At 60.6% G+C, this 15,669-nt stretch carries 17 protein-coding genes; 7 read left to right on the forward strand and 10 right to left on the reverse strand.

From position 1 onward, the window contains the following. Positions 1–354: 354 nt before the first annotated feature. A complete protein-coding gene (locus tag ACA071_RS13255; protein ID WP_497644756.1) occupies positions 355–816 on the reverse strand; it encodes a hypothetical protein in 462 nt (153 codons plus the stop codon). 184 nt (positions 817–1,000) lie between these two features. Here ACA071_RS13255 and ACA071_RS13260 point away from each other — a divergent pair, with 184 nt between their 5' ends. Together ACA071_RS13260 and ACA071_RS13265 are read left to right on the forward strand one after the other, a co-directional pair. Continuing rightward, the gene (locus ACA071_RS13260) at positions 1,001–1,345 is read left to right on the forward strand and encodes a cupin domain-containing protein (protein ID WP_497644757.1); all 345 of its coding nucleotides are present in this window, start codon (positions 1,001–1,003) and stop codon (positions 1,343–1,345) included. Between the two features lie 122 nt (positions 1,346–1,467). Then, the gene (locus ACA071_RS13265) at positions 1,468–2,139 is read left to right on the forward strand and encodes an ATPase (protein WP_497644758.1); all 672 of its coding nucleotides are present in this window, start codon (positions 1,468–1,470) and stop codon (positions 2,137–2,139) included. 13 nt (positions 2,140–2,152) lie between these two features. Here ACA071_RS13265 and ACA071_RS13270 read toward each other — a convergent pair whose 3' ends face one another. Beyond that, the gene (locus tag ACA071_RS13270; RefSeq protein ID WP_497644759.1) at positions 2,153–3,037 is read right to left on the reverse strand and encodes a serine hydrolase domain-containing protein; all 885 of its coding nucleotides are present in this window, start codon (positions 3,035–3,037) and stop codon (positions 2,153–2,155) included. Positions 3,038–3,173: 136 nt separating this feature from the next. On the opposite strand from ACA071_RS13270, the gene ACA071_RS13275 reads away from it, so the two are divergent. Beyond that, positions 3,174–3,959: a DeoR/GlpR family DNA-binding transcription regulator gene (locus ACA071_RS13275; protein WP_497644760.1), complete on the forward strand. Its 786-nt coding sequence runs from the start codon at positions 3,174–3,176 to the stop codon at positions 3,957–3,959. Here ACA071_RS13275 and ACA071_RS13280 read toward each other — a convergent pair. Genes ACA071_RS13280 through ACA071_RS13295 form a run of 4 tightly spaced genes read right to left on the reverse strand, consistent with a single transcriptional unit; the run spans position 3,956 to position 8,560 of the window. After that, entirely contained in the window at positions 3,956–4,402 is a 447-nt protein-coding gene (locus ACA071_RS13280; protein WP_497644761.1) for a response regulator, read from the reverse strand. The genes ACA071_RS13275 and ACA071_RS13280 overlap by 4 nt on opposite strands. Beyond that, the gene (locus ACA071_RS13285) at positions 4,399–6,726 is read right to left on the reverse strand and encodes an ATP-binding protein (protein WP_497644762.1); all 2,328 of its coding nucleotides are present in this window, start codon (positions 6,724–6,726) and stop codon (positions 4,399–4,401) included. Before ACA071_RS13285 ends, ACA071_RS13280 begins: the two co-directional genes overlap by 4 nt. Continuing rightward, entirely contained in the window at positions 6,723–7,376 is a 654-nt protein-coding gene (locus ACA071_RS13290; RefSeq protein WP_497644763.1) for a response regulator, read from the reverse strand. The genes ACA071_RS13285 and ACA071_RS13290 overlap by 4 nt, the downstream gene beginning before the upstream one ends. Then, a complete protein-coding gene (locus ACA071_RS13295) occupies positions 7,373–8,560 on the reverse strand; it encodes a sensor histidine kinase (protein ID WP_497644764.1) in 1,188 nt (395 codons plus the stop codon). The genes ACA071_RS13290 and ACA071_RS13295 overlap by 4 nt, the downstream gene beginning before the upstream one ends. Before the next feature lie 174 nt (positions 8,561–8,734). On the opposite strand from ACA071_RS13295, the gene ACA071_RS13300 reads away from it, so the two are divergent. Continuing rightward, positions 8,735–9,256: an SgcJ/EcaC family oxidoreductase gene (locus ACA071_RS13300; protein ID WP_497644765.1), complete on the forward strand. Its 522-nt coding sequence runs from the start codon at positions 8,735–8,737 to the stop codon at positions 9,254–9,256. A 51-nt stretch (positions 9,257–9,307) separates the two neighbouring features. Here the strand turns inward: ACA071_RS13300 and chrA are convergent, their stop codons facing one another. Next, the gene (gene chrA, locus ACA071_RS13305; RefSeq protein WP_497644766.1) at positions 9,308–10,642 is read right to left on the reverse strand and encodes a chromate efflux transporter; all 1,335 of its coding nucleotides are present in this window, start codon (positions 10,640–10,642) and stop codon (positions 9,308–9,310) included. A 270-nt stretch (positions 10,643–10,912) separates the two neighbouring features. Continuing rightward, positions 10,913–11,764 (reverse strand): CAP domain-containing protein, encoded by an 852-nt coding sequence (locus tag ACA071_RS13310; RefSeq protein ID WP_497644767.1) that lies wholly within the window; start codon positions 11,762–11,764, stop codon positions 10,913–10,915. Positions 11,765–11,895: 131 nt separating this feature from the next. On the opposite strand from ACA071_RS13310, the gene ACA071_RS13315 reads away from it, so the two are divergent. Further along, positions 11,896–12,519 (forward strand): cell wall hydrolase, encoded by a 624-nt coding sequence (locus tag ACA071_RS13315; RefSeq protein WP_497644768.1) that lies wholly within the window; start codon positions 11,896–11,898, stop codon positions 12,517–12,519. A 286-nt stretch (positions 12,520–12,805) separates the two neighbouring features. On the opposite strand, the gene ACA071_RS13320 is transcribed toward ACA071_RS13315, so the two are convergent. Together ACA071_RS13320 and ACA071_RS13325 are read right to left on the reverse strand one after the other, a co-directional pair. Beyond that, a complete protein-coding gene (locus tag ACA071_RS13320; RefSeq protein WP_497644769.1) occupies positions 12,806–13,018 on the reverse strand; it encodes a YXWGXW repeat-containing protein in 213 nt (70 codons plus the stop codon). Positions 13,019–13,078: 60 nt separating this feature from the next. Next, positions 13,079–13,399 carry a YXWGXW repeat-containing protein gene (locus ACA071_RS13325; RefSeq protein WP_497644770.1) on the reverse strand — a complete coding sequence of 107 codons (321 nt, stop codon included), beginning with the start codon at positions 13,397–13,399 and terminating at the stop codon, positions 13,079–13,081. A 168-nt stretch (positions 13,400–13,567) separates the two neighbouring features. Between ACA071_RS13325 and ACA071_RS13330 the strand changes: the two genes are divergently transcribed. Then, positions 13,568–14,500 carry a GlxA family transcriptional regulator gene (locus tag ACA071_RS13330; protein ID WP_497644771.1) on the forward strand — a complete coding sequence of 311 codons (933 nt, stop codon included), beginning with the start codon at positions 13,568–13,570 and terminating at the stop codon, positions 14,498–14,500. Between the two features lie 95 nt (positions 14,501–14,595). Further along, on the forward strand, positions 14,596–15,570 hold the full coding sequence (locus ACA071_RS13335) for a nitrilase-related carbon-nitrogen hydrolase (protein WP_497644772.1): 975 nt from the start codon (positions 14,596–14,598) through the stop codon (positions 15,568–15,570). Positions 15,571–15,669 lie beyond the last annotated feature (99 nt).

Consider the following 15,669-nt stretch of genomic DNA (forward strand, 5'->3'; position numbering starts at 1 on the left):
CGAAGGAGCCCCACGCATGACCACCATAAAAGCAGAGTCCCAAAAAGAGACTGCATAAGGCGTTGCCATACGGCTGTTACAGCGGGCTACCAAACCCGATCACTGTTTTTCAGTGACCAGCAAACGATATAGCCCGCCCCACAGCCGCACAAGCCGGCGGATTCTGGCGTACTCGTAGGCAACGACGCAAGGCGTTGTAGCCTCTTATGACGTAACACTGAGTGTCTTTAAACATGGGTTGGAAAAAATGTTTAAACGCATCAAAAAATCATGCATGCCAACGGCCCCGATCTGCTGACGGATCTGGATCAGGTCAACTATTTCACCCTTTGACGGGACTCAGGTTTGAGGACGTTAATCCAGTGCATAGTTAATTCCAGCACTGGCCGAAAACCCTTTTTCATCAAAACTGACCCAAGCGTTTCCCCAGGAAAACGCTTCCTGGTCGGTCCGGAATGAACGTGAAAGCTGTCTCCTGAATGAGTTTTTGAGATGGCTGACTTCTTGCTCAATTGATTCTCTCGGGGGCCAACCTTTTTCGGTTCCTGTGCCTGGCACTGACACCCCGATATGGACTGCTGTCAGCCAACCAAAATGGAAGCAGAGAGCAAAACTACCTGATACGCCTTCAATGCTGATTCCCTGATACGTACGCCATACGTACCCGTTTTTGTGGTCCAGTTCGGATCGGTAGAACTGCGCAAGCAGAGCGGATGCGGTTTCGCAGGTAAAAGCGTTCCTGATTTCAAGGTTGCGTCCAGCGGCCGCGATATGTATAGCGCCATCTTTCGGGTTAATGGTGAGTGCGGGATTCAATGTGCAGGCCGCCTGGCGAACCGTTGATTTGTGACAGATTAACAGCTGCTCTTATGCTACGGGTTCAACCAAAGCTGTCACTGCAGCTTGCAGCTGCCACCTACCCTTTGTCGCCTCCCCACCAGCCACGCCATTTTGGGTCTCTACTTCTAACTAGATTCTGTAGCTACAAGTGGAACGCGCAATGAGCATCGAACCGGCGGCACCTGAAACGAAAGGCGTTACGGTGAAGTTACTGGCATCGATTGACCTCGGTCCTGAGATCGAAGGCATGGCAGGGCGCCAACTCAGAATGCGCAGGGTGACCATCGAACCCGGAGGCGTCTTCGGGCCGGTGCACAACCACATCGACAGGCCAGGCACCGTCTACATATTGCAAGGAACAATCACCGACCATCGCAATGGAGTCGCCACGGATTATGGGCCGGGAGTGGGGTGGCCCGAGGACAGGAACACCACCCACTGGCTTGAGAACAGAGGCACGGAGGCGGCGGTGGAGATCTCGGTCGATATCGTCAGGCAAGCCTGAACTCAAGGCTTTGCTGACCATTCGTTCAATCGATAGTCATCATCAAAAAATGCGAGTTCTGTTTTTTCCTCAACGGAGGAGGATAGCGACATACCGATCTCGCTTCTGAAGGAACCTGCGCGATGAGAATCTCAACTGTTTTGGCCCTTGTCGCCGTACTGACCGGCGGTTTTGCCGTCACCGCACCGGCCTACGCCGCCGACCCGCAGGCCTGCCATTTCCTGCCGATGGGGGACAGCAGCGCCGAATTGAAGCATTCCCAATCGGTGGGCGTGCTCTATAGCGAAAACACCGTCAACACCCTCCAATACCTTGAGAGCTACCACGCGGTCGCCGTGAACGGCGGCAAGAACGCCGCCCTCGATTCGCGCATCAGCAACGCTTTCATCAAAAGCTCCGACCCGAAACTGGCGATCAACTGGCTGATGGGTTCGTTGCAGAAACAATTCGCTTCGGTGACCGTCTACGACAACCTCGATGCGCTGGTGGCTGCTCACCCGGATGTGGTGGTGATGCTGGACACTTACAGTCGCTTGGTTTCGAAGCGCAACAACCAGGTCGAAGCGCGATTCCTCGCCAAGTTCTACGACGCGAACCTGCAATATATCGGCAAGGCTGAAGGCTCCCGTGAACAGCAAATGCCTTCGGTCTGGGTCCATGGCAAAGCGGCGCCAGAGATCGCGGCGCAAATCGACCAGCAGACCGAGTTGCAGGTGAATGCGTTGAAACAGTTTGATGCATCGCTGAAAGCGCTAGTGACGTCGGGCAATGTGGCGCGGGTGGCGACTAACTGAGGGAATTGCTGCCTCAGTCTCTTTGTCCATGCCCCAAGGCCGCTGATAAGTGATCCACGGCCCGTGTTTCGACAGAGCCTTCGTCGCCGCCTTCACAGAAGACAGCGCACGTTGCCGAGTGCCCGTTCTCAGTACAGCGGTAAATCGCCACGACACTGCCGGGTCCGCTTCCCGTATGCCCACTCAGGATCAGGCCACTGTGCACGGCACCTTGCATCAGGCCGAGGCCATAACCCGGGGAAGTCCATGGACGTCCGGGAATGGGGGCGCTGAGGGGATGCACCGTTTGCATTTCCTGTCGTAGAGCGTGGGGCAGGAGCCGGTCGCTCAGTAGGCGATCCAGGCACAGCGCCGCTTCCCCAAGTGGCCCGACCAGCAAACCGTGATACACCCAACCTGGGTCGTACGTCGCGCGCACATCCTGCAAATCGGCTGGAGACGTCGCCAGGCGAACCTGCGATAAGCCGAGGGGCGAAAACACCCGTTGAGTCAGCGCCTCTGCGAGTTCGAGACCGGTTACCCGTTCAATAATCTTCGCTACAAACAGATAGCCGACATTCGAATAGCGCCATCCGGTTCCCGGCGCATAGCGCAACCGGCCGGCATCGAGACGTTGCAGCATTTCATCCGTCGACCAAGGTGAGTCATGGCGCGCAACGGCGGCATGGTATTCAGCCAGTTCACCATAATCCGCCAGCCCCGCCTCATGCCGCAGTAGTTGGCGCAGGGTGAAGGGACCTTCAGGCATCGTATCGTCCAGCTCGACCAATCCGTCACGTACCAGTGACAGGGCCGCAGCCGAGAGCACGGTTTTGGTGAAACTCCACCAAGGCACCCCCCTTGCGTCGGTCTGTTCGGGCGCGGCTGGGGATCCGTTCGACACAAGGGAAAAAAGCATGGGGTGATAGCTCTGGAGAAAAGGGTGACGACTTTATGATCAGGAGTTTGCCTGAAAATAAATCGAACACCGCCTCGATTGTGTTTGCCGGGGGCTTTGGCTAATCTTGCACAAACCCGCAAGCTCAGGCATAAACATGCATTCTTCAATCGAACTTCCTTCCCTGCGCCGGCAAAAAATCCTGCTACTCATCGAACGTGATGGCAAGGTCATGGCCTCGGAACTCAGCCAGCATTTCGCCGTTTCCGACGACACCATTCGCCGTGATCTGGCGGAGTTGGATGCCGCAGGCCTGGTGCAGCGGGTGCACGGCGGGGCGTTGCCGCGGCCCAAGGACACCGGCAAGGATTACTTCACCCGCGTCAGCGAAACCGATGAAGTGAAAACCCACCTGGCGCAACTCGCCACGCGGTATGTGCAGAATGGCCAGATCGTGATTTTCGACTCAGGCTCGACCACGCTGCAGATTGCCCGGTCGCTGCCGGCGGATATCGCCATCACTGCCGTTACGGCCTCGCCGGTGATCGCGATCACTTTGGCGGAATACAAAGGCATCAAGGTGATTCTGGCGGGCGGTCAGCTCAATCCGGCGACGATGTCGGCCAGCGGACATGAAACCTTGCGGCTGTTTCAGGGCATCAAGGCGGATCTGTTGTTCACCGGGGTGTGCGCGATTCATCCCGAGGTCGGCATCAGCTCGCTGCATTTCGATGAAGTGCCGGTGAAGCAGGCGATGCTCGACAGCGCGGCTCATGTGGTGGCCGTGACCACGGCGGACAAACTGGGCGCGGTAGAGCCCTTTGTGGTCGCGCCATGCCGGCGCATCCAGACGCTGATCACCGAGCGTCACCTGGCCTCGGGCAATGTTGAGGATTACCAGCGATTGGGAATCGAAGTGGTGCAAGTCGACACGGCGGTTTAGCGCTGACGCAGCAAATCGATTTGCTCCGCCGGGATCAGCGTCCTCAAAGTTTTGTACAGCGAACGGGTTTCCAGCAGGTTCCAGACCCTGAGCATGGTTTCCAGGGCATCGAGTGGTTTGCTGATGAAGTCCTTGGCCCCCAGCGCCAGTGCCCGCAGGCGGGTGTCGCGGGTAGCGTCGGCGGTGAGCACGAGAATCGGCAGGTATTCGCCGCTCGGGATGCGTCGGTTGAGTTGTTCGAGGACGGCAAAGCCGTCGAACTCGGGCATGTGCAGGTCGAGAATCACCAGGTCCGGCTCGAAGCTGTTGAACAGGTCCAGGGTGCGCAGCGGCTGGGTGCTGCTCAGCACATTAGTCAGCCCCTCGCGCACTAGCAGTTGCTCCACCAGGTCGAGATTGGGGCGTTGGTCGTCGATAATCAGAATGCGCAGGTCGGTGTTCACACGGGCTCCGGAAAGTAGTGGTCGAGGTGGGCGAGGAACGAAGGAATGTGAATCGGTTTGGTCAACACCGCCGTCGCACCCGCTTCGCACAAGGCCAGGCGGGTGAGGTCACTGGCGTCGGCGGTAATCATCAGCACTGGCGTAGTCCGTGTGGTCGCGGACTGGCGCAAGCGCTGCAGCACGTTCAGCCCGTCGATATCCGGCAGCGAGACGTCCAGCAGAATCAACTGCGGCGTGTGTTGTGCGGCCAGGTCCAGCCCCAGTTGCCCTTGCATGCTCGACAGCAGTTTTATGCCAGGCCTGCGTTGCAGCAGGGTTTCGATCAGCGCCAGGCTCGAGAGGTTGTCTTCGATGCACAACACCTTGCCCTGGACATCCGGGCCGGTCAGGACGGGGATTAGCGCTCGGTTATCGATCAGCGCAGCGGTTGGCCCGGCGGTTTCCTGCAAGCGCACAAACGGCAGTTCCAGGGTAAATCGCGAGCCGACGCCGGGTTGGCTTTGCACGGTCAGGCTGCCCTTCATCATTTCCAGCAAGCTCTTGCTCAACGCCAGGCCAAGGCCGCTGCCTTCCACATTGGGGTCGGTTTCCAGGCGCTCGAACGGCTTGAACAGTTGACCCAGACGATCCGCCGCAATGCCCTTGCCGGTATCGCTGACCGACACGGAGATGCGCTGTTGTTCAACCGTGACTTCGATGCTCACCTGACCCTCAGGCCGGTTGTACTTGATCGCATTGGACAGCAGGTTCAGCAGCACCTGGGTCAGGCGTTGTCGATCAGCGACAACTCCGCTGTCGGCGGCCAGCGTCGGCAATGGCGCCAGATGGATACCGGCGTCGGTGGCCATCGGCGAAACCAGGGTCAGGGCTTCTTGCAGCGCAGTCGCCAAGGGCACCGATTCGATGTTCAGCGGCAGGCGTCCGGCTTCGATCTTGGCGATGTCGAGCACTTCGTTGATCAGGGTCAGCAGGTGCTGGCCGGCGCGCAGGATATGCCCGATCTGTGCCTTTTGCCCGGGGGGCGAGTCCATGTCCAGTAGTTGCGCAAAACCGAGGATCGAGTTCAGCGGGGTACGCAGTTCGTGGCTCATGCGCGACAGGAATTCGCTTTTGGCCCGGCTGGCGCGCTCGGCTTCTTCGCGGGCGGTGCGCAGCGCAATCTCGGCCGCGCGGCGGTCGGTAATGTCCCGGGTAATCTTCGAAAACCCGCGCAACGCGCCGCTGCTGTCGTATTGCGCGGTGATCACTACACTGGCCCAGAAGCGGCTGCCATTCTTGCGACTGCGCCAGGCCTCTTCCATGTAATGCCCGTTGCGCGTGGCCTCGCGCAGCGCCATCGCGGGATGCTCCGGGCACTCTTGCGCCAGGTAGAACACCGAGAAATGCTGGCCGATGATTTCCTGCTCGGTGTAGCCCTTGATCCGCTCGGCGCCGGCGTTCCAACTGGTGACGTAGCCTTGGGTGTCGAGGGCGAAAATCCCGTAGTCCTTTACGCCGTCGATGATCAGCCGCAAGCGCTCTTCATTGTCACGCAACGCTCGCGAGCGTTCGGCCAGCAGCAACCCGGCCTCCACCAGTCGCGTGCCCAACTGACCAATCTCATCGTTCTCCGGCGGTTGCGGCAGCAATGGCTGACCGAGGGCCAGGCGTTGTGCATTGCCCTGGACTTTCTGCACCCGGGCGACGATGCCCTTGGACAAAAACAGCACTGCAACGATGGCGCCAAACAGTCCGCAGAGGGCGGCCAGCAACGTTGAGAACAACAGCCGCTGGCGGGTCGCGGACGCCGCCGCAGTACGCTCGGCCAGCAGCGTGTCCTCAAGGGTGAGCATGGTGCTGATGTGTTCGCGCAATTCGTCGAGGATGTGTTTGTTGTTGATCAGGATGATGGTGATCGACTCGGGTTTGCCTTCGCGATCGCTGAGCATTTCCTCCAGTCCATCGACTTTGCTGTTGATCAGCGGGGTGATAGCTTCCAGTTGTGCGCGCACCCGCTCATCGCGCACGTTGCTGTCGAGCCGGCGCAGGGCGGATTCGATCAAGGGCTTGGCCTTCAGGTAACCCGGCAGGAAGTCCTCCCGGTGCGTCAGCAGGTAGCCGCGCACGCTGGCGGCGGCCTCGGCGAGCAGCGTGTGGACGGTCTGGATGTCGCCTTGCACCAGCAATACCCGGCGCACGTCTTCTTCGGCGCGCGCGGTCTGGCGTTCGGTGATGTAGATCAGCACCAGCGACAGCAACAGCACCACCAACGGCAGGGAAATCACCACCAGGGCTTTGCCCCGTAGCGGCAGGTCGGCCCAGCGTCGGGCGTAAAACACGTTCATGGTTGAGTCACCAGGCCCAGCGCAATGCCACGGACCGCAGCCTGGGTGCGATCGGACGCCCCGAGCTTGCCAATGACCCGTTCGACATGAGCTTTTGCCGTGCCGGTAGTTATTCCCAATTGCTCGCCGATCAGACGATTGCTCATGCCGTTGGCCACCAATCCGAGCACCTGGCGTTCCCGGGGCGTGAGGTTTTCGGTCGGTGTGGCGCCGCTGGCATTGCGCTCGGTCATCCGTCGCAACAGACGGGCGCTGACCGCACTGTTGAGGGCTTCTTTACCGGCGGCGACTCGCTGCAGGGCGTCGATCACTTCATCGCGGCTGGCGTCTTTGAGCAGGTAACCGACCGCGCCGGCGTTCATCGCCGCCTCCAGGTGATCGGGGCTGTCGTCCATGGTGAAGATCACCACTTTCAGGGTCGGCAGACGTTGTTGAAGCAGGCGTGCCGCACCCAGGCCGTTGAGCACCGGCATGCGAATGTCGAGGATGACGATGTCGGGCAGCAGCCGTTCGCACAGGTCGACCGCTTCCTGGCCATCGCGGGCCTGGCCGACCACTTCGAATTGCGGATGACCCGCCAGCAGGGCGACGAAACCGGTGCGGGTGACTTCATGATCGTCCGCCAGCACCAGACGCAGGATTTGGCTCATTGAGGTGTTCCATTCAAGTGGGCAGGCACGCGAGCGTGCAGTTGGGTGCCGCCGTCGATTGCGCTGGTGCAGGTGAGGCGTCCACCCAGCAGGCTGGCGCGTTCCTGCATGGTGGCGAGGCCCAGATGCCGCGTGTCGTCGGTGTCGAGTTGTTGTTGTTCGGTGGCAAAGCCTTTGCCGTTATCGTCTACCCGCAGCAAGGCCTGGCCTTCGTCCAGTTCCAGCGCCAGTTTTACCTGGCTGGCCCGGGCATGTTTGAGGATGTTGTTGATCGCTTCCTGGGCGATCCTGAACAGGGCGATTTCCACCTGGCTGGGAAAACGCGCCTCGCAACGAGCCATCCACTGCACGCTGATCCCGGCTTCTCGCAGGCGATCTGCCTCTTTATCGACTGCCTTCAATAAACCGAAATCATCGAGCACCGCCGGGCGCAGGCCGCCGATCAGTTGCCGGCCTTCGCCCACGCTGTGCTGGGCCAGCGCAAGAATCGCCTGCAAATCCGCGCCCAGGGTGCCTGGCAGTGCTGGGCAGCGGCCGGCGAAACCTTGCAGGCGCTGGTGCAGCCCGGCGAGGGTTTGGGCGAGTCCGTCGTGCAGGTCGTACGCCACGCGTTTGCGCTCGTCTTCCTGGGCGCGGAACATCCGGTTGACCAGGTCCGACAGGGTCCGATCCCGCGCCTTGAGCGTCGTCAGCAGCCGATCGTTTTCAAGGTGCGCGGCCAGCAGGGTGGCGAGCAGTTGCAGGGATTCGCTGTCTTCGTTGTCCGGCGCGCGCAGGCTGACGCTGTTGGCCAGCACCAGGGCACCAAAGGCATTGCCGTCGCCACCGCGTAACGGCACTCGCAGCACATTGGGCAAGGCGTGCCCCGGACGTTCCTGCCAGCACGGCGTGCGCATGGCGCGGTCGGCGACGGCTTCGAGGCTGTTGAGTCGATCACGGCTGCCATGCCGGGCGGTGGTGCTGACGCGCCCCTCGGCATCCCATTCCAGCAGCAACCCGTGGTCCATTGCGAGGAAGGCGCACGCCCGTGCCAACACGCGCTCGCGCATGGCGCCGGGAGCCAGTTGGGTCAACTCCTGCCCGGTGTCGACCAATAACCGCAGGCGTGCCGCGCGACTCTCGGATTGTCGATAGTGAGTGCGGATGGCCAAGGCGCTAGCAGGGTCGTGAGGCGGGTTTTGCATGGTTCGGCTCCGGCGTTGAGACAAGCCCGCGGGCGCAGGGGGAGGTCATTAAACCTTGTTAACGGCGCCGGGCGCTATCTGCCAAATGGCATAGGCAAATGACTCCGGTTGGCCGATGTCGGCTGGCTGGCGGGTTGGCAAAGTGGGTTCACCGACCCCCCATGGAGTATCGCAATGAAACTGAAAATCCCGGCCATCGCCCTGTTTTTTGCTCTGGGCGCCCCGTTTTTACAGGCCGCAGAGACCGCCGCCCCGTACGTTTATCGCACCGTGGCCCAAGCGCCTGCCAACGTGAAGGACCGTGAGATTGCCGGTTTGTTTGACCGTTGGAACAGCGCGTTGCAGACCGGCAACGCGCAGTCGGTGGTCGACCTCTATGCGCCGGGCGCGGTGTTGCAGCCGACCGTGTCCAATCAGGTACGGACCACGCCGGATCAGATCAAGGACTACTTCGATCACTTCCTGGCGCTCAAGCCTGTGGGTCAGATCAACTACCGCGAAATCCGCCAACTGGGCAGCAACGTAGCCATGGACAGTGGTGTCTACACCTTCACCCTGACCGAGGCCACTGGCGCGACCCGTCAGGTGCAGGCGCGCTACACCTTCGTCTATGAACAGGTCGATGGTCAGTGGAAGATTCTCAACCACCACTCTTCGGCGATGCCTGAAGCGCAGGTGCAACACGCGGCGAAATGATCGTGCTCCCGGCGTCCACACCCTTGAGGTATGGGCGCTTTTGTTTATCCGCTACCGCAGCAGGTGCACGGCCAAGCCGATCAACCCACAGCGGATCAACACCTCAATGACTCCGCGCTTGAAGCGAAACAGCGCAATCGCCGCGCCAATCGCAATCAGCGCCGAAGGCCAGTCGAGATGGCCGCTGAAACCGTTGGGCCAGAGCACGTGGTAGCCGAAGAAACACGCCAGGTTGAGGATCACCCCGACCACGGCGGCGGTAATGGCGGTCAGTGGCGCGGTGAATTTCAGTTCGTTGTGGGTCGACTCCACCAGCGGCCCGCCGGCGAGGATGAACAGGAATGAAGGCAGGAAGGTGAACCAGGTCACCAGCGTGGCGGCGAGCGCGCCGGCGAGGAAGACGTGATCGGCGCCGAACACTTGCTGCACGTAGCCGCCGACAAACGCGACGAAGGCCACCACCATGATCAGTGGGCCGGGCGTGGTTTCGCCCAGCGCCAGGCCATCGATCATTTGCGTCGGCGTCAGCCAGCCATAATGGCCGACCGCGCCTTGATACACGTAAGGCAGCACGGCATAGGCGCCGCCGAAGGTCAGCAGTGCGGCTTTGGTGAAGAACCAGCCCATCTGCGTCAGGGTACCGTCCCAACCGAACAGCACTGTAAGCAGTCCCATCGGCACCATCCATAACACGGCGCCGATCAGGGCCAGGCGCAGCAATTTCATCGCGTTGAAACGCGCATGTTCAGGTGTCGGGGTGTCGTCGTCGATCAGCGCCGGGCCGTAGGATTTGTGCGTCGAACTGTGGCCGCTGTTGCTGAATTTCTCCGGGGCCAGGCGCCCGCCGAAATAACCGATAACGGCTGCGCCCAACACGATCAGTGGAAACGGCACATTGAAGGCGAAGATCGCCGCAAATGACGCCGCCGCGATCCCCCATAACCAGTTGTTTTTCAGCGCCCGCGAGCCGATTCGATGGGCCGCCTGCAGCACAATCGCGGTCACCGCCGGCTTGATCCCATAAAACAGCCCGGCCACCACCGGCACGTCCCCGAAAGCGATGTACACCCAGGACAAGCCAATCAGGATAAACAACGACGGCAATACAAACAGCACGCCAGCGATCACACCGCCCCAGGTCCGGTGCATCAGCCAGCCGATGTAAGTCGCCAGTTGCTGCGCCTCCGGCCCGGGCAGCAGCATGCAATAGTTGAGCGCGTGCAGAAAACGCCGCTCCGAGATCCAGCGTCGGCGTTCGACCAACTCCTGATGCATGATCGAAATCTGCCCGGCCGGGCCTCCGAAGCTGATGAAGCCGAGCTTGAGCCAGAAGAGAAAGGCTTCGCGCAGGGGGACTTCCTGGGGTTTTGCGAATGTATCGCTCAAGAGGTGAGCCTTTTTCATAGACCGGCGGTTTGCTTACAGTAGCGGGGAATAGGTGCGCGCGTTTGATCGTTCCCACGCTCTGCGTGGGAATGCCTCAGGGGACGCTCCGCGTCCAGTGACGCGGAGCGTCACGGGCTGCATTCCCACGCGGAGCGTGGGAACGATCAGTGTCGGGACTTCAACCCTTTGTACATTCAGCAACGTTGTAACTGATACAGCGCTTTCGCGAGCAAGCTTCGCTCCTACAAGGGATAGGGTCGCGCTGGAGATTTACTGCGTCCCGAACATCGCTGTCCAGTAAATCCCCGCATCACTCTTCGGGTCCACCGCATACGCCGCGCCCAGTTCGCGGAACTGCGGGTTCATCAGGTTGGCGCAATGGCCAGGGCTGCCGAGCCAGCCATCGACGACTTTGCGCGTGGTGTCTTGCCCGGCGGCGATATTTTCGCCGATTTGTTGGTAGCTGTAGCCGGCCAGTTCAGCCCGGTCACCCGGTGTGCCGCCCGAGCGGTCCTTGTGATCGAAATAATTGTTGTTGGCCATGTCGCGGCTGTGGGCTTCGGCGGCGGCCCCCAGCGTGGCGTTCCAGGCCAGCGGCGTGGTGGCGGCGAACGGTTGGCCGCCGCACTGCCGTGGTTGGGCGCGGGCGGCATTAAGCAGTTCCAGCAACTTTTGACCTTCGGCTGGCGCGTCGCCCAGTCGCCCGCTCAACAGCGGACGCGCGAGGACGATGCGCCATTGGCTACCGTCGCGGCTGACGCCGACATCGATGAATTGTGGGTTCAGCACCACCTGGCAGAAGCTTTCCTGCACGGCCTTCATGGCCGACGTCGCATCGCGCGGGCCGGACAGGGTGATCGCCTGCACATTGACCATCGGATATTTCGCTTGCGCCATCGCCTGTTGCAGGTCGACGTTTTGCGTGGCGGACAGCACCAGGCGCGGATCGGCCGCCAGCGGTGGCAGCTCCGGCGATGCCTGGCCGCCACAACGCTGCACTTGGCTGCGATAGGTATTGATCGACTGAACCAGTTGCGTCTCGTCAGTGGCCAGGGCGCTGGTAGCGAACACCAGGCCGGACGATAACGCCGCAACACACAAAACGGATGATAGGACGCGCATGAAAATCCCCCTTGAACGGACTGCGCCCATGATGCGCGATTTCACCCCGTTCGGGGCACTGCCTTTTCGAATGATTTGCCGACTACAATAAAGCGAAGTCGCCCGTCGACGCCCTGAAGAGCCTGCCCATCATGCGCCTCCCGTGGATAGCCACCTGCCTCGCCATCACCCTGCTTGCAGGCCAGGTTTTCGCTGACGATCAGGCGCAAAAAAAAGAAGTGGCCGTGGACAAGGCCCAAGTGTTGGAAGAGAAAGCCGCCGACAAAGGCAGTGCAGCACCGGCGCCGAAAAAGGCCGAGACGATTACTCAATCTGAAGTTCAGGCCGTCGACCCGGCAGGCACGGCGCCGCTGGACGAAGCCATCACCTGCATGGCCCGCAGCATTTACTGGGAAGCTAAAGGCAAAGACGCCGCCGACATGGAAGCCGTCGCCAATGTGGTGATGAATCGCCTCGGCCACAAGGGCTTTCCGGACACGGTGTGCGGGATCGTCAAGCAAGGCTCGGAAAAGCATGCCTGCCAGTTTTCCTGGTGGTGTGACGGTAAGCCGGACACGGCCCAGGAAGACGTCCCCTACGCGATGGCCAAGGAAATCGCGCGCAAGGCGCTGAACAAGCAGCTACCGGATCGCACCCACGGCGCCATGTATTTCCATGACCGGACAGTGAAACCGGACTGGGCGCATGAATACATCAAGACTGCCCAGATCGGTTTGTTCACGTTCTACAAACCCCATGGCGGCGACGCGAAATAGCGCGGTCAGGCGTGGCCCAGCGCAATGGCGAAGGACACTACGATGACGCAGGCAATCGCCAGATTGAAATTCATGAGGAGTTCGTCCGAGCTGTTTTAGGTGGTGCCATCGTGAACAGGTCAGGGGGAAATGAAAAATTCGCTTTCGTGATTTGAATGATCGAAAGAAATGATGGGATCAAAAGATCGCGGGCTGCGCCAGCGCCTACACCGACCGCGTTCACGACTGTACGCGCCCAATGCAGGAGCTGCCGAAGGCTGCGATCTTTTGATTTACAGGTTTTTTTTCAATAACCCTTCCAATGCCCCGGCACCCACACCCACTCGTTGTGAGCCCAGCGATACTGCCCGGCCACCCAGTGATACCCCGGCGCGGGCATCACCGGGACCATTTCGACCCGCGGTGGCGGCCGGTGCGGGTGGGCCGGTTCGATGACGCAGCCGGACAGGGTGATCGCCAAGAGGCCGGCGATAGCGGTGGTCTTGAATAGTCGGGACATTGTCGGACTCCTTGATTCGTATGAGCAAGCAGGTGATTCAGCGTCATTGCAATCGGCGGGTCAGCGCACCCAGCGCCCTTCGATCCAGTACCAGTTCGGTCCGCGCGCCTCCCAATGACCGGGCATCCAGCGCCCACCGTGCCTGATGTGTTGCCAATGACCGGGCGCCCACACATAACCCCGACCGTCCCAGCGCCAGTGACCGTTATCCCAGGCATAACCGGGACGGGCCATGGGCGCCTGCTCCATGCGTGGAGGCGGTGGCGCCTGGCGAATGATGATCTCGGGCTGGGCAAATACCGGCGTGCTCGCCAGCGCCGCCAGCGCCAGGGGAACGAGCAAGACATGCCGCAACTTGATCAAGGGGTGCACAGCTTTCATGACAACTCCTCAGGGCGCATCCGAAAGTGGATGTTGCTGATGAATTGGACGTCGTATCGGGAAAAGATTGGTCCCGGGGAAAATGAAATTTTCTTCAGGTTGGGAGGCGCGTACAGTGCAAATCGGCTGGCCTGAAAATCCATCAGGCCACTTTTCAGGTCAAAAGCGATGCACACCCTCGGCCTCATCGTTTACCCCGGCTTCCAGGTATTGGGCCTGGCCATGTGCGCCACTTTCGAAATGGCCAACAGCGCCGCCGACGAGCCGGTGTACAGCCTCGCCTTGCTATCCGAGCAGGGCGGCACGGTGCAGACGTCCGCCGGATTCGGCGTGGAAACCACCGCTTTCGACCAACGCACCTTCGACACCTTGCTGGTGATGGGTGACAACCTGATCCGCCCGGTATCGCCGGGGATGGTCGAGTTCCTGCGCAACGCCAGCCTGACCACCCGGCGCCTGGGCTCGATCTGTACCGGGGCCATCGCCCTCGCCGAAGCCGGATTACTCGATGGCCGGCGCGCAACTACGCACTGGTGCCACGCCCGCGCGTTGCAGCAGGCCTATCCGAAAGTCATCGTTGAAGAAGACCGGATCTTCATCAACGACGGTAACGTCTGGACGGCGGCGGGCATGAGCGCTTGTGTCGACCTGGCGCTGGCTCTGGTGGAAAAGGATCTCGGCGCCGAAATCGCCCGTCGGGTGGCCCGGCAATTGGTGGTCTACCACCGGCGCGCGGGTGGGCAGTCGCAGTTTTCGGTGATGCTCGAACTCGAACCCCGTACCGACCGCATTCAGGCCGCGCTGACCTATGCCAAGCACAACCTGAAGTCCGCACTGTCGGTCGAAGAACTGGCGGTTGCAGCCAACCTCAGTCCTCGACAGTTCAGCCGGGTGTTCCATGCCGAAACCGGCCAATCACCGGCCAAAGCCGTGGAAAATCTGCGGGTGGAAGCGGCGCGTTTGATGATGGAAACCGGGCGGCATTCCATCGATGTGGTGGCCACCGATACCGGTTTTGGCGATCGCGAACGTATGCGTCGGGCCTTTATCCGTGCCTTCGGGCAGCCGCCGCAAGTGATCCAAAGGGCCAATCGAGGTTGATGTCCTAAAAGGTGGTGTATTCGGCATTTAAGACAAAATATGATTGCCGTAATCTTGATCTCGTTGAAGCCCGTTTCCTCAATGAGATCACCGCCATGTCCTTCGTCAAAGCCGCCGCCGTACAGATCAGCCCGGTCCTTTACAGCCGTGAAGGTACCGTCAACAAAGTTGTGCAGAAGATCCTTGAACTGGGTGAGCAGGGTGTGCAGTTCGCCGTGTTCCCGGAAACCATCGTGCCGTACTACCCGTACTTTTCCTTCGTGCAATCGCCGTTTGAAATGGGCGCCGAGCACTACAAGTTACTGGATCAGGCCGTCACGGTTCCTTCGGCTACGACCGATGCCATCGGGGCCGCCGCCAAAGAGGCGAACATGGTCGTATCTATCGGCGTCAACGAACGTGACGGCGGCACGCTGTACAACGCGCAGTTACTGTTCGACGCCGATGGCACCTTGATCCAGCACCGCCGCAAGATTTCCCCGACCTACCACGAACGCATGATCTGGGGCATGGGCGATGGCTCCGGCCTGCGCGCCACCGACAGTGCCGTGGGACGCATCGGCCAACTGGCGTGCTGGGAACATTACAACCCGCTGGCCCGTTATGCCTTGATGGCCGATGGCGAACAGATCCACGCCTCGATGTACCCCGGCTCGTTTGCCGGCCCGTTGTTCACCTCGCAAATGGAAGTCAACATCCGCCAGCACGCCCTCGAATCGGCCTGCTTCGTGGTCAACTCCACGGCCTGGCTCAGTCCCGAGCAGCAAGCGCAAATCATGGCCGACACCGGCTGCCCGATCGGCCCGATCTCCGGTGGTTGCTTTACTGCGATTATCAGCCCGGATGGCGTGGTGTTGGGCTCGCTGCAGGAAGGCGAGGGCGAGGTGATCGTCGACCTCGACATGGGCCTGATCGACAAGCGCAAACGCATGATGGATTCGCGCGGTCACTACAGCCGTCCGGAATTGTTGAGCTTGTTGATTGACCGCACGCCGACGGCGCATGTGCATGAGCGCAGTGCGCATCCGAAACTGGCGGCCGCTCAGCAAGTAGAAGAAGTCAGCCGCTGATATCGATGCCTCGGAAGCCGATCATCTCGGCTTCCAAAGCCCCGTAGGCCCGAGAAACATCACAGATCGGTAATTGTCAGAACCAGAGCCTGAAGCTAG

The organism is Pseudomonas sp. LBUM1646 (assembly GCF_059716165.1).

Coding starts and splice junctions, on each gene's coding strand:
- ACA071_RS13260 (WP_497644757.1), top strand. CDS start 1,001: ATGAGCATCGAACCGGCGGCACCTGAAACGAAAGGCGTTACGGTGAAG.
- ACA071_RS13265 (WP_497644758.1), top strand. CDS start 1,468: ATGAGAATCTCAACTGTTTTGGCCCTTGTCGCCGTACTGACCGGCGGT.
- ACA071_RS13270 (WP_497644759.1), bottom strand. CDS start 3,037: ATGCTTTTTTCCCTTGTGTCGAACGGATCCCCAGCCGCGCCCGAACAG.
- ACA071_RS13275 (WP_497644760.1), top strand. CDS start 3,174: ATGCATTCTTCAATCGAACTTCCTTCCCTGCGCCGGCAAAAAATCCTG.
- ACA071_RS13285 (WP_497644762.1), bottom strand. CDS start 6,726: ATGAACGTGTTTTACGCCCGACGCTGGGCCGACCTGCCGCTACGGGGC.
- ACA071_RS13290 (WP_497644763.1), bottom strand. CDS start 7,376: ATGAGCCAAATCCTGCGTCTGGTGCTGGCGGACGATCATGAAGTCACC.
- ACA071_RS13295 (WP_497644764.1), bottom strand. CDS start 8,560: ATGCAAAACCCGCCTCACGACCCTGCTAGCGCCTTGGCCATCCGCACT.
- ACA071_RS13300 (WP_497644765.1), top strand. CDS start 8,735: ATGAAACTGAAAATCCCGGCCATCGCCCTGTTTTTTGCTCTGGGCGCC.
- ACA071_RS13310 (WP_497644767.1), bottom strand. CDS start 11,764: ATGCGCGTCCTATCATCCGTTTTGTGTGTTGCGGCGTTATCGTCCGGC.
- ACA071_RS13315 (WP_497644768.1), top strand. CDS start 11,896: ATGCGCCTCCCGTGGATAGCCACCTGCCTCGCCATCACCCTGCTTGCA.
- ACA071_RS13320 (WP_497644769.1), bottom strand. CDS start 13,018: ATGTCCCGACTATTCAAGACCACCGCTATCGCCGGCCTCTTGGCGATC.
- ACA071_RS13325 (WP_497644770.1), bottom strand. CDS start 13,399: ATGAAAGCTGTGCACCCCTTGATCAAGTTGCGGCATGTCTTGCTCGTT.
- ACA071_RS13330 (WP_497644771.1), top strand. CDS start 13,568: ATGCACACCCTCGGCCTCATCGTTTACCCCGGCTTCCAGGTATTGGGC.
- ACA071_RS13335 (WP_497644772.1), top strand. CDS start 14,596: ATGTCCTTCGTCAAAGCCGCCGCCGTACAGATCAGCCCGGTCCTTTAC.